Genomic DNA, 25,108 nt, shown 5'->3' on the forward strand with positions numbered 1-25,108 from the left:
TTCAAGACCGGTCAAAACAACACCAACTGATGCATTCGATTCAACTCGCCATCTGGGCAGTCGCCTTGCTCGTCATAGTCGCGCTCGCGTTCGACTTCATGAACGGCTTTCACGACGCCGCCAATTCCATTGCGACGGTCGTTTCGACCGGCGTGCTCAAGCCACAGCAGGCGGTCGCATTCGCCGCTGCGTTCAACGTCATTGCATATTTCATCTTTCACCTGAAGGTCGCGGCGACCGTCGGCAAAGGCACCATCGATCCCGAGATCGTCGATCACTACGTGATCTTTGGCGCGCTCGTCGGCGCGATCGGCTGGAATATCGTCACGTGGCACTACGGCATTCCGTCGAGCTCGTCGCACGCGCTCATCGGCGGTCTCGTCGGCGCCGCGCTCGCGAAGTCGGGCTGGGGATCGCTCAACTGGGACGGGCTGCTGAAAACGGTCGCGTTCATTTTCATCTCGCCGCTGCTCGGCTTCGTGCTCGGCTCGTTCTTCATGCTGCTCGTGTCGTGGCTGTATTTCCGCACACCGCCTTCGAAGGTCGACCGGCGTTTCCGGCGCATGCAGCTTGTCTCGGCAGGCCTGTATTCGCTCGGCCACGGCGGCAACGACGCGCAAAAGACGATCGGCATCATCTGGATGCTGCTGATCGCGACCGGCTACGCGTCGGCGGCCTCCGATGCGCCGCCGGTCTGGGTGATCGGCCTGTGCTATCTGTCGATGGGTCTCGGGACGCTCTTCGGCGGCTGGCGGATCGTGCGCACGATGGGCCAGAAAATCACGAAGTTGAAGCCGGTCGGCGGATTCTGCGCGGAGACGGGCGGGGCGATCACGCTTTTCGTCGCGTCGTTCCTCGGCATTCCAGTTTCGACGACGCATACGATCACCGGCGCGATCGTCGGCGTGGGCGCGACGCAGAAGTTCAGCGCGGTGCGCTGGGGCGTCGCGGGCAACATCGTGTGGGCCTGGATTCTGACGATTCCCGCCTCCGCCGCGCTCGCCGCAGCGGGCTGGTGGGTCGGCCACCGCTTCTTGTAAGCGTCGTGTCCCGTCTCGGGTCCCCGAACCGTCGCGCGGCCCGAGCGCATCAAATGATCGGCGACGACACTCCGTCCATCGGAATGATCGCGCCCGACACGTAACTCGCGCGGCGGCTCGCCAGAAAGAGCGCGACGTCGGCGATTTCCTCCGGTTTCGCGTAGCGCCCGAGGGGCACTTTCGCCTGGCTTTCGGCGAGCACCTGATCGCGCGTGACGCCTTGCCGTTTCGCTTCCAGATCCAGGGCTTCCTCGACGCGCTCGGTGAGCGTCGCGCCCGGATTGATCGCGTTGATGCGAATGCCGAGCTTCGCATAATGATGAGCGAGGCCGACGGTATTGAGCATCAGCGCCGCATTGGCCGCGCCGCCCGCGATGTGGATGTCCGTTGCGATCTTCCCGCCCATCCCGACGATATTGACGATCGCGCCAGGCTCGGCGCCGGGATCGTTGCGCAGGCGTTCGGCCATGCGCTTCAGCACGACCTGCTGCGGATAGACGTAGGAGAAGTACTTGGCGTCCATGGCCGCTTTGTAAGCCGCGGCATCGAGGGTGTCGGGATCGTAGCGCCGGGCGGCGCCGGCGCTGTTGATAAGAATATCGATCGGCCCGAGCGCGGCGCTCGCTTCCTCGACCACATCCTCGGCGCTGTGTGCTTCGTGCAGATCGGCGCGCGCGAGATGGACGTGATAACCCGCGCTCGCCAGTTGCTCGCGGGCGCGGGCGAGATTCGCGGCATCGCGCGAGACGATCGCGACTTTCGCGCCTTCGCTCGCGAACGCTTTAGCGCATGCAAATCCGATTCCCTTGCTGCCGCCCGTGATCAGGACGACCTTGCCCGCGAGTCCCAGGTCCATGGTGTTGCGCTCCGTCGACGAATGATCGGAACACGATAGCAGAGACGCGTGGCGGGCGTCAGTTCGTGCCGGTGGCGAAACGGGCGATGGGATCGTCGCTTTGCGCGGGCCGGGGCGCGGCGATCGAACCAGTCGAGGCGCGCATCACGCGTACGGGCGGTTCGGCGGCATCGTCGGACTTGGCGGCGGTCTGAGCGGCGCGCGCCTGTTGAACTGCGGCGCGCGAGCTGGGGGGCGGCGGCTCGAAGGCATCGGCGGCTGCCTGGATCGGATCGGGCGGCGCGTTGACGACGGCGGCGGTCTGAGGCGCGATCGCGCCCGCGGCCTGCGATTGTCGTTGCGCGGCGGTGAGCGTGGAGGGCGGCGGTTCGAAGGCGTCGGCGTTTGTCGGAGGAGGTGGCGTTTGCCGCGGATAGGCAGGAGCCGGCGCGGGCGAAGCCAGATAAGTCGGCGCGTCGAACGGCGTGGGTGCGGCCTTCGGCGGCGCGACGCGCCGGATGCCGTCAAAGCGCTTCGCCCAATAGGGGTTCGTCAGATAGTCGAGCCGCACGGTGCCGCCCGTCGATGGCGCATTCACGAAGCGCAGCTTGCCGACGTATATGCCCACGTGCGAATGCGGCCGCCCGGTCGTGTTGAAGAAGATCAGATCGCCCGGCGCGATCTCGTCCGGTTCGACCGATTCGCCTCGCGAACTCATGTCGGCGGTCGTACGCGGCAGATTGACCGACGCCGCACGGTCGACGACATAACGCACGAGTCCGCTGCAATCGAAACCGGCGTCGGGTGTATTGCCGCCCCAACGGTACGGCACGCCGACGAGCGACATCGCCTGAATGGAAATTTCCTCGCGCCCGACGCTGTGATCGACGAAGTTCGGAAAGCCGGGCGGCGTCTGGAAGGTGCGGTTGGCGGTCGTGCCGGCGGCGGGCCTGCGTGAGGTCTGCTGCGGCGCGGTTCCACACGCGGCAAGCAGTACGGAGACGGAAAGCAGGAACCAGATTCGACGCATTGCTATAGGCGAGCGAAATCTCGCCAGGAAGGGCACTGTGCCGATACTAGCCCGCCGAACGGAGCTGCGACAAGATGTCTTCAGGATTTACATGAAGTTCGTGCCGTAAGTGTTGCAGCCGGGGAACGTTCTGATAAAAGGAAACGGCCCGGGGGATTCCTCCACCGGGCCGCCGGGTACGCGCACGCGCTGCTTAGAGAATATCGGAGGCGTAATCCGCAAGACGCGAACGCTCGCCGCGCGCGAGCGTCACGTGCCCGCTGTGCGTCCAGCCCTTGAAGCGATCGACGACATACGTAAGCCCTGAACTGCCTTCGGTCAGGTACGGCGTGTCGATCTGCGCGATGTTGCCGAGGCAGATGATCTTCGTGCCAGGGCCCGCACGCGTGACGAGTGTTTTCATCTGCTTAGGCGTCAGGTTCTGCGCCTCGTCGATGATCACGTACTTGTCGACGAACGTGCGCCCGCGCATGAAGTTCATGCTCTTCACCTTCAGTCGCGAACGGATGAGTTCCTGCGTTGCGGCGCGGCCCCATTCGCCAGCGGCGTCGTCGGTCTTCTGCAGGACTTCGAGGTTGTCGTCGAATGCGCCCATCCACGGCTGCATCTTCTCTTCCTCGGTCCCCGGCAGGAAGCCTATATCCTCGCCGACCGGAACCGTCGCGCGCGTCACGATGATCTCGTTGTAGCGCTTGTCGTCGAGCACTTGAGCGAGGCCCGCGGCGAGCGCCATCAGCGTCTTGCCGGTGCCCGCCTGGCCAAGCAGCGTGACGAAATCGACTTCCGGGTTCATCAACAGGTTGAGCGCGAAGTTTTGCTCGCGATTGCGCGCCGTGATGCCCCACACGTTGTTCTTGTGATGACCGTAATCGCGCAGCGTCTGCAGGAGCGCGGTCTTGCCGTTCAACTCGCGCACGACCGCGTGAAACGACGGCTCGCCGTTCTGCGGCTCCAGATAGACGAACTCGTTGACGAGCATCGACGGGCACAGCGGCCCGGTCACGCGGTAATAGGTCGTGCCGGTCTTGGTGTCCTGCCAGCTTTCCATGCCCTTGGCGTGTTTGGTCCAGAAGTCCTGCGGCAGCGCGCGCACGCCCGAGTAGAGCAGGTCCTTGTCCTCGAGAACCTGGTCGTTGAAATAGTCCTCGGCGGGCAGCCCGAGCGCGTGCGCCTTGATGCGCATGTTGATGTCTTTCGACACCAGCACGACCTGACGATCCGGCCGCTCTTTTTGCAGCGCGCGCACGACGCCGAGAATCTGATTGTCCGCCTTGCCGACAGGCAAGCCTTCCACCGGCTCGATGTCAGTGAGCGTCGTCTGGAAGTAAAGGCGGCCGAGCGCGTCGCGGTTGCCTTGCGCGGCCAACGGCAAACCTTCCGCCATCTTGCCGGCGTCGCCCGCGTGCGCGACGAGCGCATCGAGCGTGCGGCTCACCTGACGGGCGTTGCGCGCGACTTCCGACATGCCCTTCTTGTGATTGTCGAGTTCTTCCAACGTCATCATCGGCAGATAGACGTCGTGTTCCTCGAAGCGGAAGAGCGAGCTCGGATCGTGCATCAGCACGTTGGTGTCGAGCACGAATAGCTTGCGCAACTCGTCTTCGGTTGCCGTGCCCTTGCGGCGCTTGTTCTGCGTGCGCGTGTCTCTTGCCACGGCCGGGGCCGATGCCTCGGGCGCCACAGGGGTTTCGGCGCGCCCGGTGCGGGCTTCGACGGGTTCCGGCGTGGCGCGCGCGCCCGGCGCCGCCTGCAGGAGCGCCGCGGTCTGTTTCGATTTTCGGCCGCGCGTCGGCACGGTGCCCGGCGCGGGCGGCGGCACGACCGCTTCCATATGCGGTTCGGCCGGAATCTGGGTCAGCACGTCGCTTGCGATCGAGCGCAGCGTGTGCGCGGCGTTCGTAGCGGCGGGACGCTCAGCCGCGACGGTTTCGACCGCGCCGTAGGCGTCGTCATCGCTCGCCGCGGCTTGTTTCTTCGACTGCTTCGAAGGCCGGGCTTTGGCCTTGTATTCTTCAGCCGGAAGGAGGTGGCCGAGCTTGGCCGGGGCGGTAGGCAAAGGCATAGTGTTCCCTCGAAAGGAATCGGGTCGTGTATCGTGCGCCGCCTGTCGCATCCTGCTCGTACGCCCTCGAAGCGATACGCATCCAGCAGTTTGCGCCCGGTGGCGCGCTTCGTTGTCGAAATCGCCGGTTCGCCTAAGTTTCGATCTGCTCCTTGGAGGTCGCGTGCAAGGCGTCGCGCATGAGCCGATGAACCTGGCTTTTGTGCGGCGCCAAATGAAAAAGCCGCCGTTCCGACTACCGGAACCAGCGGCTGACTTCTGCTTCAGAGCGCCTTTGCCTTGCCGACTCCACGTAGCCCGGGTCCATGCCGACCGTACCGGCAGGCACACGGCGGCTCGCGCTAAGGCAGAGGGAATGGGGAGGACAGGCGCTCATTGCGAACCAATATAACGTGCCTCAAATCGCTTGTACAGCCTCCACAATCGCCTCTACGTGGCCTGGCACCTTGACGCCGCGGAACTCGCGGCGGAGTACGCCATTCGCGTCGATGAGGAAGGTCGAACGCTCGACGCCGCGCACTTCCTTGCCATACATTTTCTTCATTTTGATGACATCGAAGGCCGAGCAGATGGCTTCGTCGCCGTCGGAAACCAGCGTGTAAGGCAGCTCCAGCTTGGCCTTGAAGTTGTCGTGCGATTTCACGCTGTCGCGCGAGATGCCGATCACTTCCGCACCTGCCGCCTTGAACTGGTCGTAGTGGTCGCGAAACTGCAGGCTTTCGGTCGTGCAGCCCGGGGTGTTGTCCTTCGGGTAAAAGAAGAGCACGACCTTCTTCCCACGCAGGGACGACAGGGTGAACTCGCCACCCGTCGCGGGGGCGGTGAAGTCGGGAACGGGCTGGTCGACTGCGACTGACACGTAGGTTTCTCCGGTAGTTCTGGTTTGAAGGTGAGAAATAGGACGAAGCTCGCGAGGCAGGCCGTAATCGGCCACGCGCCGCGTCAGCCCGGCTGAACGATCAGCTCGCCCGCGCGGCCCGGAATCTCGCCCCACGTCACAGGGTACGTGGGCAGCGACGCACGGTCCAGCGCCGCATGGTAATCACCCATCGTGGCGAAGCTGTGTCCCTGCGCGCGCCAGCCGGCGAGCAGTTGCTCGAACACGGGCGCGAGCTTCTGGCCTTCGAGCTCGGCGTGCAGGGTGAATACCTGATCGTGCGGATTATCGGCCGTATGGCGCAAGACGCGCGACGCAACGTTGCTTTCGTCGACGCCGTCGACACCGAGCACTTCGTCGAGCGTCGGAAGCGTGGTGGGCATCTGGATGTGATTCAGCGTGCGGCCTTCCAGCACGGGAATGTACGGCGAGTGGCCGCGCCCGTCGGACGCATAGCGCATGCCCCACGCGTCGATCTGCTCGAACGCATAGCCGTTCATTTGCCAGCCGGCCGCGCCGTGGGTGACGGGCGGGCCGCCGAAGATCTCGATGAAGCGCGCATGGCTCTGCTGCATCTGCGCGACGGTCCATTCGCGGTCGCGTCCACGCACGTTGTCCTGCCAGTACACGTGATCCCACGTATGGATGCCGCATTCGAAGCCGGCCTCGTGAATCGCGCGCATCTCCGATACCGCTTCGCGGCCGATGTCCGGCCCCGGCAACAGCACGCCGTACATGAGCGTCTTCACGCCGTAATGCTCGACCACCGAAGTGCGCGAAACCTTCTTGAGGAAGCCCGGCCGGAAGACCCGGCGCAGCGCCCAGCCCGTATGATCGGGGCCGAGGCTGAACAGGAACGTCGCGCGAGCGCTGTACTTGTCGAGCAGGCGCCCGAGGTTGGGTACGCCTTCGCGCGTGCCGCGCAGCGTATCGACGTCGATCTTGAGAACGATGCGCGCCACGCTTCTTCCTTACGACTGCTCGACGAGCTTGCGGGCCTCGCCCACGTGACCGCGATACGCTTCGAAGATCTTGCGCAACGCGTCGTCCATGGTGGCTTGCGGCGCCCAATCGAGCTCCTGCATCGTGTTGTCGATCTTGGGCACGCGGTTCTGCACGTCCTGATAGCCGTTGCCGTAGTACGCACCCGACGAGGTCTCGACGAGCTGCACCTTCTTCGCGGTCTCCGAGTATTCGGGGAACTCGTTTGCGAGCGTGAGCATCTTGTGCGCCAGTTCGCGCACCGAGAAGTTGTTCGTCGGATTGCCGATGTTATAGATCTTGCCCGAGGCCACGCCGTCCTTGTTCTCGATGATCTTCATCAGCGCGCCGATGCCGTCGTCGATGTCGGTGAACGCGCGCTTCTGTGCGCCGCCGTCGACGAGGCTGATGTTCTCGCCGCGCACGATATGGCCGAGGAACTGCGTCACGACGCGCGACGAACCTTCCTTCGGCGTGTAGATCGAGTCGAGACCCGGGCCGATCCAGTTGAACGGACGGAAGAGGGTGAAGTTCAGCCCTTCCATGCCGTAGCCCCAGATCACGCGGTCCATCAACTGCTTCGAGCACGCATAGATCCAGCGCGGCTTGTTGATGGGGCCGTAGGAGAGCATCGAGTTTTCCGGATCGAACTGCTCGTCCGCGCACATGCCGTAGACCTCGGAGGTCGACGGAAACACGAGATGCTTGCCGTACTTCACGGCCGAACGGACGATCGGCAGATTCGCTTCGAAGTCGAGCTCGAACACGCGCAGCGGCTGCTTCACGTAAGTCGCGGGCGTTGCGATCGCGACGAGCGGCAGGATCACGTCGCACTTCTTCACGTGATACTCGACCCACTCCTTGTTGATCGTGATGTCGCCTTCGAAGAAATGCATCCGCTCGTGATTCGCGAGCTCGCCCAGGCGATCGGTTTGCATGTCCATCCCGAAGACTTCCCAGTCGGTGGTTTCGAGGATGCGCTTGGACAGGTGGTGGCCGATGAAGCCATTGACACCCAGGATCAGAACTTTTTTCATGAATGACGAGAGGATTGAATGATGCGGCCGAATTCGGCGGGATCGACGGGGCGCTCTTCGTCCACGGGTTGCGAATCGGCGTCGAGCGTCCGATGGCGCAATTCGTGGATGGCGATGACGCGGCCATCGCCGCAGACGCCGAACAGCGCATTATCCGCCACCCTTAGGCCCGGGGGCAAACCCCGCAACTCACCGAGTCTTTCGGAGGAAAATCCGGGCGCGCCGGTTTCAGGCACGAGCCGCGCCCGCGCGACGATGAAACGGTCCGCGCCGATATCCGTGAATGCGCCCGGATAGGGCGGTGCAACCGCGCGGATCAGGTTGTAGACACGCTGGGCGGGCAGCGACCAGTCGATGCGGCCATCTTCCGGCTTGCGCCCGCCGTAATAGCTGCCCGCCGCGAGATCGTTCGGCAGATGCGCAGCTTCGCCCGCCAGGAGCGCGGGCAGCACGCGCCAGAGCGTCTGCTCGGCGGCGACGACGGTCTTGTCGAAGACGAGCGCCGCGGTGTCGTCGGGGAGAATCGGCACCGGCGTCTGCGCGAGGATCGCGCCCGCGTCGGGCTTCTCCGCCATTTCGTGCAGCGTCGCGCCGGTCTCGGTCTCGCCGTTGAGCACCGCCCAGTTCGTCGGCACCCGGCCGCGATACTTGGGCAAAAGCGAGCCATGCATGTTGTACGCGCCGCGCCGCGCGAGCGAGAGCAGCGAGACCGGCAGCATATGGCGGTAGTAGAACGAGAAGATGAAGTCCGGCGCGATCTTTTGCAGCGCGTCGTAGAGTTCGGGCGCCTTCGGATCTGCGGGTGTGATCGTGTCGATGCTGTGTTCGGCCGCAACTTGCGCGACGCTGCCGAACCAGATGTTTTCACTCGCGCTGTCCTCGTGCGTGACGACGAGCGCGACATCGACGCCGCGCGCGAGCAGCACCTGCAGACAGCGCACGCCGACGTTGTGATAGGCGAAGACGACTGCGCGCGGCTTCATCGGCCGTCTTCCTCACGCGTGACGACGGCCACGTGCTGTACGGATTCCTGAAGCGGCTTGATCGCGGAAGGCAGGCCGTCGCGCTCTTCGAGGATCGTCTGGACGAGATAGCGAGGCCGCGCGCGCACCTGCTGATAGATGCGCCCGATGTACTCCCCGAGAAGTCCGAGCGCGAAGATGATCACGCCGAGCATGAAGAACGTGATGGCGAAGAGGGTGAACACACCCTGGACTTCCGCGCCGAACATGAAGCGGCGAATCAACAGCAGCAGGAAGAGGCCCGCCGAGCCCACCGACAGAATCACGCCGATGAACGACAGCCATTGCAGCGGCACCACCGAAAATCCGGTGACGAGATCGAAGTTCAGGCGGATGAGACTGTAGAGCGAATACTTCGACTCGCCCGCGAAGCGCTCTTCATGCGCGACATCGACTTCGATGGGATTCTGCGCGAACGTGTACGCGAGCGCGGGAATGAACGTGTTGATCTCGCCGCAGCGGTTGATCGTATCGATGATATGGCGGCTGTACGCGCGCAGCATGCAGCCCTGGTCGGTCATGCGAATCTTCGTGATGCGCTCCCGCAGGCGGTTCATCGCGCGCGACGCCTTCTTGCGCCACAGGCTGTCTTGCCGCTGCTGACGAATGGTGCCGACGTAGTCGTAACCCTCGCGCATTTTCTCGACGAGCTTGGCGATTTCCTCGGGCGGATTCTGCAGGTCGGCATCGAGCGTGACGACGATCTCGCCACGCGACTGTTCGAAGCCCGCGAGAATCGCCATGTGCTGGCCGTAATTGCCGTTGAGCAGAATGACGCGCGTGGTGTCGGGCCGCTCGCGGAACTGCTGCGCGAGCAACGCAGCCGATTTGTCGCGGCTGCCGTCGTTGATGAAGATCACCTCGTACGACGTGCCGAGCGCGTCGAGCGCCGGATACAGGCGCTGAAAGAGGGCGGCGAGGCCGTCTTCCTCGTTGTACACCGGGATGATCACCGAAAGTTCGGGGGACGTCGCCGGAAAATCCAGATGACTCATGTTGCGCTGATTGTCCTTGGTTGCCCGCTGTAAGTTATCCATTCTCTTTCTGGTCGCCGCCGAACTGCTCGAAAATCTCGTCGACCGATTTCACGACGTGTTCGACATCGTCCGTGCTCATCAGCGTGAAGAGCGGCAGCGTGACCGTCGACGCGCCGTAGCGCTCCGCATGAGGAAACATGCCTTCCTTGAAGCCGCGCGCGCGATACAGCGTGAAAAGATGCAGCGCCGGGTAGTGCAGCCCCGTGCCGATGCCGCGATCCTTCATTTCACTCATGAACTCCGCGCGCGTGAGCCTGAGCCTCTCGAGCGGCAGCGCGATCTGAAACATGTGCCAGTTGCTGTCGGTGAAATTCGGCGTGGGCAAGCCGGCGCCGAGCCTGACCGCTGCCCCGCCTTCGAATGCGTCGAAGTACGCGCGCGCGAGTTCGCGACGCTTTTCGGTGAACCGCTCGATCTGCCGCAACTGGCCGAGCCCGACGCGCGCGGCCACATCCGTCAGGTTGTACTTGCCGCCGAGCACGTCGCAGTCCATGCCGTCGAATCCCGTGCGCGTGATGCCCTGCAGGCGATATTTGCGCGCCAGTTCTGCTTCGTCCTCATTGTTGAGCACGAGCGCGCCGCCTTCGATCGACGTCACGTTCTTGTTCGCGTGGAAGCTGAACGACACGATGTCGCCGATCGCGCCGATGCGCTTGCCGCGCCAGCTCGAGCCGAACGCCTGGGCGGCGTCCTCGATGACGCGCAGCTTGTGGGCGCGCGCGATGTCGTAAAGCCTGTCCATGTCGACGGGCAGGCCCGCCAGATAGACCGGCATGATCGCCTTCGTGCGCGGCGTGATCGCGCGCTCCAGCAGGTTCAGGTCGATGTTGCGCGTGACCGGATCGATATCGACGAACACCGGCGTCGCGCCCACTTCGAGGATCACGTTCGCGGTCGACACCCAGGTCATCGGCGTGGTGATGACTTCGTCGCCCGGGCCGACGCCGGCGATGCGCAAGCCGATCTCCATCGTGCAGGTGCCCGAGTTGAACGCCCGCACCGGGCGGCCGCCGACGTACGCCGACAGTTCGGCTTCGAACTGCTGGTTTTGCGGTCCGGTCGTGATCCAGCCCGAGCGCAGCACGTCGATCACGCCCTGAATGGTTTCCTCGTCGATCTCCGGTTTCACGAAAGGCAAAAACGGCCGCGTTGTTTGAGTCATTGGACTATGCGTTTAAAAAATGAATTGATCCGGCCGACGCTTCGATTCGGCGAACTAGCCGACGAGATTCGGCGAACTAGCCGCGCGCCAGCACCACGACGCCAATCAGAATGATGCCGATGCCGAGGAGCCGCTGCATCGACAGCACTTCGCCGAACAGGTACCACGCGGCGAACGCATTGACGACATAGCCGAGCGAAAGCATCGGGTAGGCGATCGATACGTCCACGCGCGACAGGCCGACGATCCACACGACGACGCTCAGCACATAGCACGCGAGCCCGCCGATGATGGGCCACTGCGTCGCAATCTTTAAGCCGACCGGCAAAATGTTGGCGGGCGTCATGTCGAAATGGCCCACCGCATTCACGCCGGCTTTGAGCAGAAGCTGGGCGCACGCGTTCAACGATACGCCGATGACGATGCAAATAAAGGAAATCGGGTTCATCGCGCGTTTTTCAAATCCGGAACAAGGATACTCGGTTCGTCGGCCAATGCCGAACGATCGTGCGGCGCAACATCGCCGCTCAAATAGAAGACGCGGCTCACGGCTGCGGCTTTTCGACGATCACACGGCGCTGGTCGCTCGCGATCAACTGCATCGGTACGTGGCGCGCCGTGAGTTCTTCGTAACGGGACGGCGGCATCAGCGCGAGCGCGTAGCGCTTCGAATCCCACACTTTGATCCACTCGTCGATGCTCGGCACCCATTTCTGCGGCTCGGTCTGCGTGCCGAAGGTCAACTCGTCGGCCTCTGCGACCATGATCATCGTGTGGCCGAGGTAGAAGGGCATCGTGTGATCGAGCTTCGCGATCGAATAGAACGGCGTGTCGGGCGGCAACTTCGCCATCGCGGCCTTCACGGCGGGCACCAGTGTTACACCCGAACTCTGCGTGCCGAAGACGTCGTGTCCGGAGCCTGCGATCGTGCCGAGCAGCAGCCACGCCGCACCCAGTCCCGCCGCGCCCGCGAGCACGCTGCGCCGGTTCAGCCAGATCGCGAACACCGTCACGACGAACGCGACGGCGATTCCCGCGTAGACCCAGATCTGGAACGCGCGATAGAGCGCGTTCGGCGTGTTGGCGCTGCCCGCGCGGCCGATGAAGATCGCGCCGAACGCCGCCGCGATGAGAAACACCGCGTAGCCGATAAGGTGCATGCGGTACCGAGCCTTCGTCAGCGACGGCAAATAGAGCCCGATCACAAGCGCGATGGCGGGCGCGACCGGCAACACGTAAGAAACGAGCTTGGAGTGCGACGCGCTGAAAAACAGGAAGATGAACGCCGTCCAGACGAGCAGCATCGTGACCGGCGCGAAGCCGTTCGGCTGGCGCGGCGTCTTCACGCCGTGGCGCACACTCTGAAAGGTGATCGACAGCCACGGCAGAAACCCAACGAGCAGTACGGGCACGAAATAGTAGAACGCGCCCGGGCGGTTCTGCTCGGGCGTCAGATAGCGCTTGAACTGCTGGACGATGAAAAAGAAATTGAAGAATTCCGGATTGTTCATCTGGACGAGCGCGAACCAGGGTCCGGTCACAATCAAGAACACGATCAACCCGCTGCCGATATAGAGCCTCCTCCAGAGCGCCCAGTCCCGCGAGACGAGGGAGTAGAGGACGAGAACCGCGCCCGGCAGGATCAGCCCGACCAGTCCTTTCGACAGCACGGCCGCGCCCATTGCGGCCCAGCAGAGCCACATCCACAGGCGCACTTCGCGCGTCGGCAGGCCGGGGCGCTGGGCGAGCAGCAACGCGCAGAGCGTCAGCTGCATCCAGAACGACAGGCCCATGTCGAGCGTGTTGAAGTGGCCCATCAGGTTCCAGTACGGACAAGTCGCCAGGATGACCGCGGCGGCGAAGCCCGTCATCGCGTTGAACACGCGCGTGCCCGTGTAACCGATGAGCAGCACGCCCGCGAATCCCGTGAGGGCCGTGTAGAGCCGCGCCTGCCATTCACCGATGCCGAACCAGGCGAAGGAGAGCGCGTTCGCCCAGGTCTGCAGCGGCGGCTTCTCGAAGTATTTGTAGCCGTTGTAGCGCGGCGTGATCCAGTCGCCGGTCACGAACATCTCGCGTGCCATTTCGGCGTAGCGGCCTTCATCGCTCGGCACGAGGTGACGATAACCAAGCGGCGCGAACCAGATGAACGCAAGCGCGAGTACGAGAAGGATGAGCGAAAGACGCGTGAGCGGTAGCCGGGAAGGCGTATCGTTCATGAAGTCGACCTGTCCGATGCCGCAATGAGCGGCGCTAGTGAAACGAAAATGGGCGATGAATGGAGCTGCGCGAGAATGCAGTACGCGCATGCTCAGGCACGCATTTTCGCTGTGAGTTCGCGAGTTCCGGCACGCGCCGTCCGGTGCGCGCCCCGATAGCCGTGCCGAAGCGACTCCGCCGAATGCCCACCGATTGATTTCGAGCCCCGCCCGCGCGTCGGCAAAGACAAACGCCGGGCGGGAGTGTAGCGCACGGCCGGCCGGCATTCGTCAAATTCGATACGTGTCAGCCACGGGCGCACCCCGATGTCGGACGGGCGGCGGAAGTCTGGCACTACTTCCTTAGCGTTTCCTTAGGCCTTCCTCAGGCTTCGATCAGGAGCGCCGCGGCCACGCGCCGGCCTTCGGACATCAGAATGTTGTAGGTGCGGCACGCCGCGCCGAAGTCCATGGTTTCGACGCCGATGCGGTGCTTCGCCAGTTGCGCCGTAAGCCGCGGATGCAAAAAGCGTAGCCGCGACCCGCTGCCGAAGATGACGACTTCGGGCGCCGCTTCGACGAGTGCATCGAAATCGCCGGGCGTGAGCGCTTCAAATGACGACACCGGCCACGCCGCGACGGGCGTCTCGGGCATGACGATCACGCTGCCTTCGTGCCTTTCGAGATTGATCGCCACGAAACCGTCTCCGTAGCTCGTGATGGTGTTGAGCGCGTTGTTGGATTCCTGGTGCAGTTTCAAAACGATGATCCGGCAAGAGAAAGGTTGACGGCCCAGCGTGTGCCGCAACGTTGGAAGCTGCCCGCGCGCGCCTTTTGGCGCATCGGCCTGCGCGTTCCTTTGGTGCATTGCGGAACTGAGCCATAATCAGTAAATTATAACTTTTCGGCTGCCGGGCTCGCTCGAGCGCCGTCCGTTGCACTCGCGTGCCGCCACAAGCCGCCTCCGACACGCAACCGGTCCGCATCGCTCACGCCCTACCTGGCGCGACGTCTAAAATGCATCGTTCGGCGCTCGGGAACGCGCGAGTCGTCCGGACGAGCCGCCTTCAGGCTTCAAACCCGGTTTTCATCGCAACGCCCGTGCGCTGCCGGCGCGCGGGGCTGTCCGCCCGAATGCCGAGCCGCACCTGATCGATTCAGAAAAACCAGTCCGCATCAACACCCAGACCCAGAGCGCCAGCCGTGAAACCGATTCTCAAATCCAACAAGCTGCAAAACGTCTGCTACGACATTCGCGGGCCCGTGCTCGAACACGCGAAGCGCCTCGAAGAGGAAGGCCATCGCATCATCAAGCTCAATATCGGCAATCTGGCGCCGTTCGGTTTCGAGGCGCCGGACGAGATCATTCAGGACATGATCCGCAATCTGCCGGGATCGTCGGGCTATTCGGATTCGAAGGGTGTGTTCGCCGCGCGCAAGGCGATCATGCATTACACGCAGCAAAAGGGCGTGACCGGCGTCGAACTGGACGATATCTACATCGGCAATGGCGCGTCCGAGCTCATCGTGATGGCGATGCAGGCGCTACTGAACGACGGCGACGAAGTGCTGCTTCCGGCGCCGGATTATCCGTTGTGGACGGCCGCAGTGAGCCTGTCGTCGGGTACGCCGCGCCACTATATGTGCGACGAAGGCAACGGCTGGATGCCCGATCTCGACGACATCCGCGCGAAGATCACGCCGAACACCAAGGCGCTCGTCGTCATCAACCCGAACAACCCGACGGGCGCGCTGTACTCGGACGAGTTGCTGCGCGAGCTGATCGCGATCGCGCGCGAGCACGGCCTCATCATTTTCGCGGACGAGGTGTACGACAAGATCGTCTACGACGGCCAGACCCACACGTCGATGGCCGCGCTGTCCGAAGACGTGGTCACGGTCACCTTCAACAGCCTGTCGAAGAGCTACCGTTCGTGCGGCTATCGCGCGGGCTGGATGGCGATTTCCGGGCTGATCGAAGAGAACCGCCGCCGCGCGAAGGACTATCTGGAGGGCCTCGGCATTCTCGCGTCGATGCGCCTGTGCCCGAACGTGCCCGGCCAGTACGCGATCCAGACCGCGCTTGGCGGCTATCAGAGCATCAACGACCTGATCTTGCCGGGCGGACGCCTCTACAAGCAGCGCGAGCTCGCCTACGACATGCTCACGGCCATCCCGGGCGTGACCTGCGTGAAGCCGCAGGCGGCGCTCTACATGTTCCCGAAGCTCGATCCGAAGATGTACCCCATCCAGGACGACCAGCAGTTCATCACGGACCTGCTGCTCGAGGAGCGGGTGCTGCTGGTGCAGGGCACGGGCTTCAACTGGCCGACACCGGATCACTTCCGCGTGGTCTTCCTGCCGAATGTCGACGATCTCGCGGATTCGATCAACCGTATCGCGCGCTTCCTCGACGGCTATCGCAAACGACATTCCGCTTAATCTCTCTTTTAAAGACTCGCGCTGCATGGAATCGATCAAAGTAGGACTCTTGGGCTTCGGCACGGTCGGCAGCGGCACCTTCACGGTGCTGCGCCGTAACCAGGAAGAAATCAAACGACGCGCGGGGCGCGGCATCGACATCGCGCGCGTCGCGGTGCGCACGCCGGCGAAGGCCGAAGCCGCGAAGCGGGAAGGCATCGCGGTGACGGACGACTTCAACGCGGTCGTCGACGATCCTTCCATCGATATCGTGTGCGAAATGATCGGCGGCACGGGTTTCGCGCGCGAGCTGGTGCTGCGCGCGATCGCGAACGGCAAGCATGTCGTGACGGCCAACAAGGCGCTGCTCGCGGTGCATGGCACGGAGATTTTCGAAGCCGCTCGCGCGAAGGGCGTGATGGTCGCGTTCGAAGCGGCAGTGGCGGGCGGCATCCCGATCATCAAGGCGCTGCGTGAAGGGCTGACGGCAAACCGCATCGAGTACATCGCGGGCATCATCAACGGCACGACTAACTACATTCTCTCGGAGATGCGCGACCGAGGGCTCGACTTCGCGACCGCACTGAAAGCCGCGCAGGAGCTCGGTTACGCCGAAGCCGATCCGACCTTCGATATCGAAGGCGTCGACGCCGCGCACAAGGTCACGATCATGAGCGCGATCGCCTTCGGCGTGCCGGTGCAGTTCGACCGCGCGTATGTGGAAGGCATCAGCAAGCTGGCCGCCATCGACATTCGCTACGCGGAAGACCTCGGCTATCGCATCAAGCTGCTCGGCATCGCGCGGCGCACGGAGAAGGGCATCGAGTTGCGCACGCATCCGACGCTGATTCCGGCCAAGCGTTTGCTCGCGAATGTCGAAGGTGCGATGAACGCGGTCGTCGTGCACGGCGATGCGGTCGGCACCACGCTCTACTACGGCAAGGGCGCGGGCGCCGAGCCGACGGCTTCCGCCGTGGTCGCCGATCTCGTCGACGTGACGCGCCTGCACACGGCCGATCCGGAACATCGCGTACCGCACCTGGCGTTCCAGCCGGATAGCTTGTCGAACACGCCGATTCTGCCGATCGACGAAGTGACGAGCGGCTATTACCTGCGCCTGCGCGTCGCGGACGTGACGGGCGTGCTCGCGAACATCACGCGCATCCTCGCTGACAAGGCCATTTCCATCGACGCGTTGCTGCAGAAGGAATCGGAAGAAGTCGACGGCGCGAACAAGGGCGAAACCGACATCATCCTCATCACGCACGAGACGCTGGAGAAGAACGTGAACGCGGCGATTGCGCAGATCGAAGCGCTGTCCACGGTCGTTTCGAAGGTGACGAAGCTGCGCATGGAAGCGCTCAACTAAGGGCAGGGACGCACGATGAACTACATTTCGACGCGCGGCGCCGGCAGCAACGAGCGCCACACGTTCTCGGACATTCTTCTCGGCGGGCTCGCAAAAGACGGCGGGCTGTATTTGCCGGCGGAGTATCCGCGCGTATCGGCCGACGAGCTCGCGCGCTGGCGCTCGCTGTCGTATGCGGATCTCGCATTCGAAGTGCTGTCGAAGTTCAGCGACGACATCCCCGCCGAAGACCTGCGCTCGCTCACGCGCAAGACCTACACCGGGCAGGTGTACAGCAACGTGCGCCACGAAGAGAGCGCGGTGCAGATCACGCCGCTCAAGACGCTCGGCGTGGAAAACGGCACGACGCTGTCGCTGCTGGAACTCTCGAACGGCCCGACGCTCGCCTTCAAGGACATGGCGATGCAACTGCTCGGCAACCTCTTCGAATACGCGCTGGCAAAGCACGGCGAGACGCTGAACATCCTCGGCGCGACCTCGGGCGACACCGGCAGCGCCGCTGAATACGCGATGCGCGGCAAGACCGGCGTGCGCGTCTTCATGCTGTCGCCGCACAAGAAGATGAGCGCGTTCCAGACCGCGCAGATGTTCTCGCTGCAGGACCCGAACATCTTCAATCTGGCCGTCGAGGGCAACTTCGACAACTGTCAGGACATCGTCAAGGCCGTATCGAACGATCACGCGTACAAGGCGAAGCACAAGATCGGCACGGTCAACTCGATCAACTGGGCACGCGTCGTCGCGCAGGTCGTCTACTACTTCAAGGGCTATTTCGCCGCGACGGCGAGCAACGACGAGCGCGTCTCGTTCACGGTGCCGTCGGGCAATTTCGGCAACGTGTGCGCGGGTCACATCGCGCGCATGATGGGCTTGCCGATCGAGCAGCTCGTCGTCGCGACCAATGAGAACGACGTGCTCGACGAGTTCTTCAAGACGGGCGTGTATCGCGTGCGGGGCGCGGCGGAGACGTATCACACGACATCGCCGAGCATGGATATCTCGAAGGCTTCGAACTTCGAGCGCTTCGTCTACGATCTGCTCGGGCGCGATCCGGCGCGCGTGCTGCAACTGTTCCGCGACGTCGAGGAGAAGGGCGGTTTCGATCTCGCGGCGAGCGGCGATTTCGCGCGCGTGCAGGAATTCGGCTTCGTGTCGGGCAAGAGCGATCACGACGATCGCGTGAAGACCATCCGCGACGTGTACGAGCGTTATCAGACGATGATCGACACCCACACCGCCGATGGCGTGAAGGTCGCGCGCGAAAACCTGAAGCCGGGCGTGCCGATGATCGTTCTGGAAACCGCCCAGCCGATCAAGTTCGGCGAGACCATCCGCGAAGCGCTGAATCGCGAGCCGGAGCGGCCGGCGGCTTTCGTGGGACTTGAAAAACTGCCACAAAGGTTCGATATCGTTCCGGCGGATGCAGGCGTGGTCAAGGCTTTCATCGCCGAGCGCACATAACGCGATACGCGTCTGCGCATCGCGCGGTCTTCACGGAGTTCAAGGGGCGCGGCTACATTGGCCGCGCCCCTTTTTCACGATGCGGCAATGCGTGAGCGCGCCGCCCGCTAGCCGCGAAAACGCCGCTATCCGGCAAAACACCGTCAAAAGCTGCTAAAATCTTAGGTTTTTCGTCGTACCCCATTCAAAAGGACGCGCCGTGCTGTCTACCGCCAATATCACCATGCAATTCGGGCCCAAGCCCCTCTTCGAGAACATCTCGGTCAAGTTCGGCGAAGGAAACCGCTATGGCTTGATCGGCGCCAACGGCTGCGGAAAGTCGACCTTCATGAAGATCCTCGGCGGCGACCTCGAGCCGAGCTCCGGCAATGTCATCCTCGAACCGAACGTCCGGCTCGGCAAGCTGCGTCAGGATCAGTTCGCGTATGAAGACATGCGCGTGCTCGATGTCGTGATGATGGGCCACACCGAAATGTGGGCCGCAATGACCGAGCGCGATGCGATCTACGCGAACCCGGACGCCACCGACGACGACTACATGCGCGCCGCCGACCTCGAAGCCAAATTCGCCGAATACGACGGCTACACGGCCGAAGCGCGCGCGGGCGAATTGCTGCTCGGCATCGGCATTAACATCAACGATCACAACGGCCCGATGAGCAACGTCGCACCGGGCTGGAAGCTGCGTGTGCTACTCGCCCAGGCGCTGTTCTCGAAACCCGACGTGCTGCTGCTCGACGAGCCGACCAACAACCTCGACATCAATTCGATCCGTTGGCTGGAAGACGTCCTCAACCAGTACAACTCGACGATGATCATCATCTCGCACGATCGTCACTTTCTGAACCAGGTCTGCACCCACATGGCGGACATGGACTACGGCACGCTGAAAGTCTGGCCGGGCAACTATGACGACTACATGCTCGCGTCGACGCAGGCGCGCGAGCGCCAGCAGGCAGCGAACCAGAAGGCGAAGGAGCGCGTGGCCGACCTGCAGGACTTCGTGCGCCGCTTCTCGGCCAACAAGTCGAAGGCGCGCCAGGCGACCAGCCGCCTGAAGATGATCGACAAGATCAAGATCGAGGAATTCAAGCCGTCGTCGCGCCAGAATCCGTTCATCCGCTTCGAGTTCGAGAAGAAGCTGCATAACATCGCTGTCGTGGCCGAGGATCTGACCAAGAAGTACGACCGGACCATCTTCCAGAACTTCAGCATCAGCGTGCAGCCGGGCGAGCGTATCGCGATCATCGGCGAGAACGGCGCGGGCAAGACCACGCTGCTCAAGTCGCTCAAGGGCGCGATCGAGCTCGATCACGGCACCGTGAAGTGGGCGGAAAACGCGAACGTCGGCTACATGCCGCAGGATACGTACGAAGAGTTTCCGAAGGACGAAACGCTGACCGAGTGGATCGACCAGTATCGCAAGGAAGGCGACGACGAGCAGATGATGCGCGGCACGCTCGGCCGCCTGCTGTTCAATGCGGACGACATCAAGAAAAACGTGAAGGTGCTGTCGGGCGGCGAGAAGGGCCGCATGATCTGGGGCAAGCTGATGCTCGGCCGCCACAACGTGCTGCTGATGGACGAACCGACCAACCATATGGACATGGAGTCGATCGAGTCGCTGCAGATCGCGCTGGAGAAATTCGAAGGCACGCTGATCTTCGTGTCGCACGACCGCGAGTTCGTGAGCGGACTGGCGGACCGGATCATTGAAGTCAAGACCGACGGCACGCTGCGCGATTTCGGCGGGAATTACGAGGATTTCCTGTCGAGCCAGGGGATTCAGTAATCTCCCTGTTCACATACGCGTCGAAGCGGCCCGTCTCGAAAGAGCGGGCCGTTTTTCGTTGCGCTCAGAGCCTGTCATTGCGGAACCGCATCGCCGTGCCCTCGCGCGTAATGCGCGTCCAGATCGCGCGTTTCTCCTCGTCGGTGAGGAAGACCCAGTTGGACACCTCGCCCGCGGTGCGGCCGCAGCCTTTGCAGACGTCGTCGAAAAGCGTGGAGCACACGCCGATACAGGGGCTGTCGGGCAGGTCGTGAAGATTCGAAGACATTGGGCTAACTCGTGAGCGCGCTATCGCCGGGAAAAGAGGGCGGCAACGCGGCGTTCAGATTCGTAAAAAAACTCAGCGCGCGATACTGTAGCCTATCCGCGCGATCCAGTGATGTCGCTGGTTGTAATCGAGGATGTCCTCGCCGTATCCGTTGAAGTAGCTCACGAACAGATAGCCGCCCCATGCGCTGCCGATCAGCTTCGCGAGCGGGTACGTGAGCTGGGAGTCGATGCTGCCGTACCAGTGCTTCGTGCCTTTGCGCAGTGTCGTCGCGAGCTGCCAGCCGTCGGGGCTGCCGTATTTCACGAGAAAATCCACATAGCCGCGGTAATCCGCGATGTCCTCGTTGCCCGACTTCGACAGGTAGTAATAGAACTTCGGCGAAAGCGTCAGGTGATTGCCGTTCAGGTCGCCGAAATCCCAGGTGGGACGCACGAAGGCAATGTTGATCGAGCGCGAATCGTCGCCGCTCCTTCCATTCGATTCATGTCCGAAGCCCGCTTCCATGCCCATACGCGTGAAGAGCGGACTCTTCCAGCCGGTGTCCTGCACGTAGTAGAACAATTGCGGCTGAAAACTGATGTCGCGGAACGGCACGGACTCGGCCGAGAGATTCCATATCGCCGTCTGCGTGTAGCCGAAGTAGAGGTTGTCCAGCAAGCCTCGTGAGCGCGGATCGTCGGGGAGATGCAGGCGATATTTGAAGCTGAACTGGAATTTCGCGAGGTTGTCGCCGTTCTTGCCGTCCGCGAAGTAAACCGGTTCGAAGGTCGAGAAGCGGCCGGAGAGCATCGTGTCGCCGGTGCTCGTCGGCACGGCTGCGGTGTTCGCGGCGGCGCTTGCGCTCGCGAGCTGCTCGGGCGTCGTCGCCTGCGTTTCGCGGCGCTCGGCGGCCGCGACCTGCGTCTGCGTCTCGCTCCGATTGATCGTGACGAGCATCGGCGACGCATCGAAGCCTACCGGATCGATCGTCACCGTGCCGCGCGCCGAATCCGGCCAGGGCGCGGAAAAGCGCACCCGGCGATATTGGCCGGGCGCGAGACGCAGACGATCCGGCACTGCGGAATCGCGCTCGAGCGTGAGCGGCGCGGGCGGCAGATCGCCGTTCGTCAGGCTCACGGTCAATTGCCTGGGCACGTCGACGGTGAGCGGCTTCGCGTCATCGTCGGTGTAGAGAAGGGTCAATTCGAGCGGCTGTGAGGCGGCCGCTTCGCGCGCAGGCTGAAGGACCGCGACGGTCGCGTGAGCCGCCTCGTTTGCACCGAGGGTCGCGAAAACAAGCGCGAGCGTGCGCGCGTGGCCGGCAAAGCGATGGAAATGTTGCAGCGAAATCGATCGAGGGCCTTGAGCCATATGGTTCGTGTCCTGTCTGGGGCGGAGGCGGGCGTCCGAACGGTCTGACAACGCGGGGCGCGTCGCGATCCCGAAAATTCGGCACGACATCAGCGACTCAGCCCACCGACACCGCCTGCCAAAGCATCGCGCCGTTCAACGCGACGATCACGCCCGCGCACGCCCACGCGAGCGCGAGCGGCACGCGCGCGACGCGCCAGCGACCCATCAGGCCGGCGTCGGAGGCGAAGCGCACGAGCGGAATCACCGCAAGCGGCAACTGCAGGCTCAGCACGACCTGCGTCGCGACGAGCAGCGCGTTCGAGCCGTGCTGCCCGAAGCTCGCGACCGCGACGAGCGCCGGGCCGATCGCAAGGCCGCGCGTCAGGAGCGCCCGGGCCCAGGGCGCCATCTTCAGCCGCAGGAAGCCCTCCATCACCACCTGGCCGGCGAGCGTGCCGGTCACGGTCGCGTTCAGGCCGCAGGCGAGCAGCGCGGCGGCGAACACGACGCCCGCCCAATGACTGCCGACGAGCGGCTCGATGAGCCGGTGCGCATCGGCGAGATCGTCGACGTTCGTATGGCCGGTCGCATGGAACACCGCGGCCGCGACTACCAGCAGCGATGCGTTGACGACGAACGCGAGCCCGAGCGAGCCGAACGTGTCGATATTCACGCCGCGAAGCGCGCGCCCGATCGTCGCGTCGTCGCGGGCGCCCGCGTGTTCCTTGACGAGCGCCGAGTGCAGATAAAGGTTGTGCGGCATGACCGTCGCGCCGAGCACGCCCGCCGCGAGCCAGAGCATGCCGGCATCGCGCAGCAACGCGGGCGACGGCGCCAGCCCGCGCATTGCGTCGCCCCAGACCGGATGCGCGAGGGCGAGTTCCACCACGAAGCAGAAGCTCACGAAGAAGATGAGCACCGCCACGGCGCGCTGCAGCGGACGCCTGCCGCGGCTTTGCAGCGCGAGCATCGTAAAAGTCGCGACTGCCGAGATCAGCACGCCCACCGTGAGCGAGAGGCCGAAGAGCATCTGCAGGGCCACCGCGCTGCCGACGACCTCCGCGACGTCGCACGCGATGATCGCAATTTCGCACGCAATCCACAGCACGAGCGTCGTGCGCCGGCCGAAGCGCTCGCGGCAGAGTTGCGCGAGATCGCGCCCGGTCACGACACCCACGCGCGACGCGATCCATTGCAGCAGCATGCCCATCAGGCTCGCGAGCAGCACGACGAAGAGCAGCGAGTAACCGTAGCGCGCACCGCTCGCGAGCGCCGTCGCCCAGTTGCCGGGATCCATATACCCTACGGCGACGAGTGCGCCCGCGCCCGCGAACGAATACCAGCGGCCGCGCGGGCGCGCGGCACGCTGCCGGCGCTCGCGGCTTGCCGCGGGCGACTGCGCGTCGGATTGCGCGGCTGAAAGCTCGGCGAGCGCGGGGGGATTCGTGTTCATGCGGGAACTTGCCTCGAATTGCGAGGCAACGTGGCGCCAACTCAGTCGTGCGCACGCGTTGCCGGTTCAGAAGACGCCGCATTTCGCGGCGCACGTCGAACTGGCTCGCAACAACTGTTCCGCTGGCTGTTCGTCAGGCGCGGGCGCCCATTCGGCGGACGCCGGAGGCCGAGCACGAATAATGACATTGCATCGGGCTTACGCTCACGCGTCCCCTTTTGACGAGCGTGGTCTTATCGGGTGCCCCCGGGGGCCGAATAGGGGCTAAAATGCGCGCTCTTTCCTGCCGGCCGCGCGTGGCGCGAGGCCGTCGAGAAGCCCGCCTGGCAAGACTGTGGCCCCGCCGCGCAAGGGCGTGTACATTTTGCGCGACACGCGACTTTTTATTTTTTGTCGGACATGCGTTTAATGGTAGTTTTCGGGGTTTTAAGGGAGTCGCGGACCAGTTCGGGCGATGCAACCATGCGCCGGGTCGGCGCGGCGCGACACCGTGACAAGTCGGAACAAGGGAGAATCGAAATGAACCAGAAACTGGCGGGCCGCACGGCCAAGCTGGCGGGCGCACTGGCATGCGCCGCGATGCTGACTCCGCTCGCAGCTCTTGCGAAGGACACGCAGTTGAATGTGTACAACTGGTCGGACTATATCGCGAAGGACACGATTCCCAACTTCACCAAGCAGACCGGCATCAAGGTGAAGTACGACAACTACGACAGCGACGACACGCTGCAGGCAAAGCTTCTCACCGGCCGTTCCGGCTATGACATCGTCGTGCCGACGAGCAATTACGCGGGCAAGCAGATCGCCGCGAATATCTTCATGCCGCTCGACAAGTCGAAGCTGCCCAACCTCAAGTATCTCGATCCCGAGCTGATGAAGCTCGTCGAGGGCGCGGATCCGGGCAACAAGTACGTGGTGCCCTGGGCCTACGGCACGACCGGCCTCGGCTACAACGTCGACAAGGCCAAACAGATCCTCGGCCCGAGCGTCGAACTGAACAATTGGGACATCCTCTTCAAGCCCGAGAACATCTCGAAGCTGAAGGCGTGCGGCGTCTCGGTGCTCGACGCGCCGGATCAGATGTTCGCGGCCGCGCTGCATTACATCGGCAAGGACCCGATGAGCACGAATCCGGCTGATTATCGCGAAGCGCTCGCGATGATGAAGAAGATCCGCCCGTACATCACGCAGTTCAACTCGTCGGGCTACATCAACGACATGGTCGGCGGCGACATCTGCTTCACCTACGGCTGGTCGGGCGACGTCGTAATCGCGAAGCATCGCGCGGTCGAGGCGAAGAAGCCGTTCAAGATCGAGTACTACATTCCGAAGGGCGGCGCGCCCGTGTGGTTCGACGTGATGGCGATCCCGAAGGACGCGAAGAACAAGGACGCCGCGCACGAGTGGATCAACTACATCGAGACGCCGCAGGTTCATGCGGCGATCACGAACGCGGTCTACTACCCGAGCGCGAATCTGGAAGCGCGCAAGTATGTGGACAAGGACGTTGCGAACGATCCCGCCGTGTATCCGCCGCAGGACGTCATCAAGACGCTGTTCCTGCTGAAGCCGCTGCCGCCTGAAATCCAGCGCCTGCAGACGCGGCTCTGGACGGAATTCAAGTCCGGCCGATGAATCCCAAAAGCCGGTTATTCTTCTGAAACGACGAAGCCCCTGGACCTCCGGGGGCTTTGTTCGTGATCGCATCGCACGTCGGGCGAGTCACGA

The 25,108-nt window shown here is 63.5% G+C and carries 21 protein-coding genes; 6 read left to right on the top strand and 15 right to left on the bottom strand.

Features of this window, described 5'->3' with window-relative positions; translation table 11 throughout:
* Positions 1 to 29 precede the first annotated feature (29 nt).
* On the top strand, positions 30 to 1,040 hold the full coding sequence (locus NCS58_RS07145; RefSeq protein WP_061117409.1) for an inorganic phosphate transporter: 1,011 nt from the start codon (positions 30 to 32) through the stop codon (positions 1,038 to 1,040).
* A 49-nt stretch (positions 1,041 to 1,089) separates the two neighbouring features.
* Here the strand turns inward: NCS58_RS07145 and NCS58_RS07150 are convergent, their stop codons facing one another.
* From NCS58_RS07150 to NCS58_RS07205, 12 genes are all read right to left on the bottom strand, one after another.
* The gene (locus NCS58_RS07150; protein WP_061117408.1) at positions 1,090 to 1,896 is read right to left on the bottom strand and encodes an SDR family oxidoreductase; all 807 of its coding nucleotides are present in this window, start codon (positions 1,894 to 1,896) and stop codon (positions 1,090 to 1,092) included.
* 58 nt (positions 1,897 to 1,954) lie between these two features.
* Positions 1,955 to 2,905 (bottom strand): C40 family peptidase, encoded by a 951-nt coding sequence (locus NCS58_RS07155; RefSeq protein WP_250476597.1) that lies wholly within the window; start codon positions 2,903 to 2,905, stop codon positions 1,955 to 1,957.
* A 193-nt stretch (positions 2,906 to 3,098) separates the two neighbouring features.
* The gene (locus NCS58_RS07160; protein ID WP_061117406.1) at positions 3,099 to 4,967 is read right to left on the bottom strand and encodes a PhoH family protein; all 1,869 of its coding nucleotides are present in this window, start codon (positions 4,965 to 4,967) and stop codon (positions 3,099 to 3,101) included.
* Between the two features lie 397 nt (positions 4,968 to 5,364).
* Entirely contained in the window at positions 5,365 to 5,826 is a 462-nt protein-coding gene (locus NCS58_RS07165) for a peroxiredoxin (RefSeq protein WP_250476598.1), read from the bottom strand.
* 83 nt (positions 5,827 to 5,909) lie between these two features.
* Positions 5,910 to 6,806, bottom strand: coding sequence for a polysaccharide deacetylase family protein (locus tag NCS58_RS07170; RefSeq protein ID WP_250476599.1), 897 nt, complete (start codon positions 6,804 to 6,806; stop codon positions 5,910 to 5,912).
* Between the two features lie 9 nt (positions 6,807 to 6,815).
* Complete coding sequence (locus NCS58_RS07175) at positions 6,816 to 7,862, bottom strand: bifunctional UDP-4-keto-pentose/UDP-xylose synthase (protein ID WP_061117403.1); 1,047 nt, start codon at positions 7,860 to 7,862, stop codon at positions 6,816 to 6,818.
* Positions 7,859 to 8,845 (bottom strand): formyltransferase, encoded by a 987-nt coding sequence (locus tag NCS58_RS07180; protein ID WP_250538187.1) that lies wholly within the window; start codon positions 8,843 to 8,845, stop codon positions 7,859 to 7,861. The genes NCS58_RS07175 and NCS58_RS07180 overlap by 4 nt, the downstream gene beginning before the upstream one ends.
* Positions 8,842 to 9,879 carry a glycosyltransferase gene (locus NCS58_RS07185; RefSeq protein ID WP_061117617.1) on the bottom strand — a complete coding sequence of 346 codons (1,038 nt, stop codon included), beginning with the start codon at positions 9,877 to 9,879 and terminating at the stop codon, positions 8,842 to 8,844. Before NCS58_RS07185 ends, NCS58_RS07180 begins: the two co-directional genes overlap by 4 nt.
* Positions 9,880 to 9,913: 34 nt before the next feature.
* Positions 9,914 to 11,083, bottom strand: coding sequence for a DegT/DnrJ/EryC1/StrS aminotransferase family protein (locus NCS58_RS07190; RefSeq protein WP_250476601.1), 1,170 nt, complete (start codon positions 11,081 to 11,083; stop codon positions 9,914 to 9,916).
* 76 nt (positions 11,084 to 11,159) lie between these two features.
* Positions 11,160 to 11,531 (bottom strand): SMR family transporter, encoded by a 372-nt coding sequence (locus tag NCS58_RS07195; RefSeq protein WP_061117400.1) that lies wholly within the window; start codon positions 11,529 to 11,531, stop codon positions 11,160 to 11,162.
* Positions 11,532 to 11,628: 97 nt separating this feature from the next.
* Positions 11,629 to 13,302: a glycosyltransferase family 39 protein gene (locus NCS58_RS07200; protein ID WP_250538188.1), complete on the bottom strand. Its 1,674-nt coding sequence runs from the start codon at positions 13,300 to 13,302 to the stop codon at positions 11,629 to 11,631.
* Positions 13,303 to 13,666: 364 nt separating this feature from the next.
* The gene (locus NCS58_RS07205; protein WP_061117616.1) at positions 13,667 to 14,041 is read right to left on the bottom strand and encodes an Mth938-like domain-containing protein; all 375 of its coding nucleotides are present in this window, start codon (positions 14,039 to 14,041) and stop codon (positions 13,667 to 13,669) included.
* A 443-nt stretch (positions 14,042 to 14,484) separates the two neighbouring features.
* Here NCS58_RS07205 and NCS58_RS07210 point away from each other — a divergent pair, with 443 nt between their 5' ends.
* The 4 genes from NCS58_RS07210 to NCS58_RS07225 all read left to right on the top strand — a co-directional run bounded on the left by NCS58_RS07210 (position 14,485) and on the right by NCS58_RS07225 (position 20,324).
* Positions 14,485 to 15,723: a pyridoxal phosphate-dependent aminotransferase gene (locus NCS58_RS07210; RefSeq protein ID WP_061117398.1), complete on the top strand. Its 1,239-nt coding sequence runs from the start codon at positions 14,485 to 14,487 to the stop codon at positions 15,721 to 15,723.
* A 25-nt stretch (positions 15,724 to 15,748) separates the two neighbouring features.
* On the top strand, positions 15,749 to 17,071 hold the full coding sequence (locus NCS58_RS07215; protein ID WP_250476603.1) for a homoserine dehydrogenase: 1,323 nt from the start codon (positions 15,749 to 15,751) through the stop codon (positions 17,069 to 17,071).
* 15 nt (positions 17,072 to 17,086) lie between these two features.
* Positions 17,087 to 18,532, top strand: coding sequence for a threonine synthase (thrC, locus tag NCS58_RS07220; protein ID WP_250476604.1), 1,446 nt, complete (start codon positions 17,087 to 17,089; stop codon positions 18,530 to 18,532).
* A 199-nt stretch (positions 18,533 to 18,731) separates the two neighbouring features.
* Positions 18,732 to 20,324, top strand: a complete 1,593-nt coding sequence (locus NCS58_RS07225; RefSeq protein ID WP_061117395.1) for an ABC-F family ATPase — start codon at positions 18,732 to 18,734, stop codon at positions 20,322 to 20,324.
* A 64-nt stretch (positions 20,325 to 20,388) separates the two neighbouring features.
* Here NCS58_RS07225 and NCS58_RS07230 read toward each other — a convergent pair whose 3' ends face one another.
* From NCS58_RS07230 to NCS58_RS07240, 3 genes are all read right to left on the bottom strand, one after another.
* On the bottom strand, positions 20,389 to 20,592 hold the full coding sequence (locus NCS58_RS07230) for a DUF1289 domain-containing protein (protein WP_061117394.1): 204 nt from the start codon (positions 20,590 to 20,592) through the stop codon (positions 20,389 to 20,391).
* A 72-nt stretch (positions 20,593 to 20,664) separates the two neighbouring features.
* Positions 20,665 to 21,945 (bottom strand): phospholipase A, encoded by a 1,281-nt coding sequence (locus NCS58_RS07235; RefSeq protein WP_250476605.1) that lies wholly within the window; start codon positions 21,943 to 21,945, stop codon positions 20,665 to 20,667.
* 97 nt (positions 21,946 to 22,042) lie between these two features.
* Positions 22,043 to 23,380, bottom strand: a complete 1,338-nt coding sequence (locus tag NCS58_RS07240; protein WP_250476606.1) for an Nramp family divalent metal transporter — start codon at positions 23,378 to 23,380, stop codon at positions 22,043 to 22,045.
* 519 nt (positions 23,381 to 23,899) lie between these two features.
* On the opposite strand from NCS58_RS07240, the gene NCS58_RS07245 reads away from it, so the two are divergent.
* Complete coding sequence (locus tag NCS58_RS07245; RefSeq protein WP_061117391.1) at positions 23,900 to 25,015, top strand: polyamine ABC transporter substrate-binding protein; 1,116 nt, start codon at positions 23,900 to 23,902, stop codon at positions 25,013 to 25,015.
* The last annotated feature ends 93 nt before the right edge of the window (positions 25,016 to 25,108 follow it).

The organism is Caballeronia sp. INML3B, assembly GCF_023631305.1.
GTDB lineage: Bacteria > Pseudomonadota > Gammaproteobacteria > Burkholderiales > Burkholderiaceae > Caballeronia > Caballeronia turbans.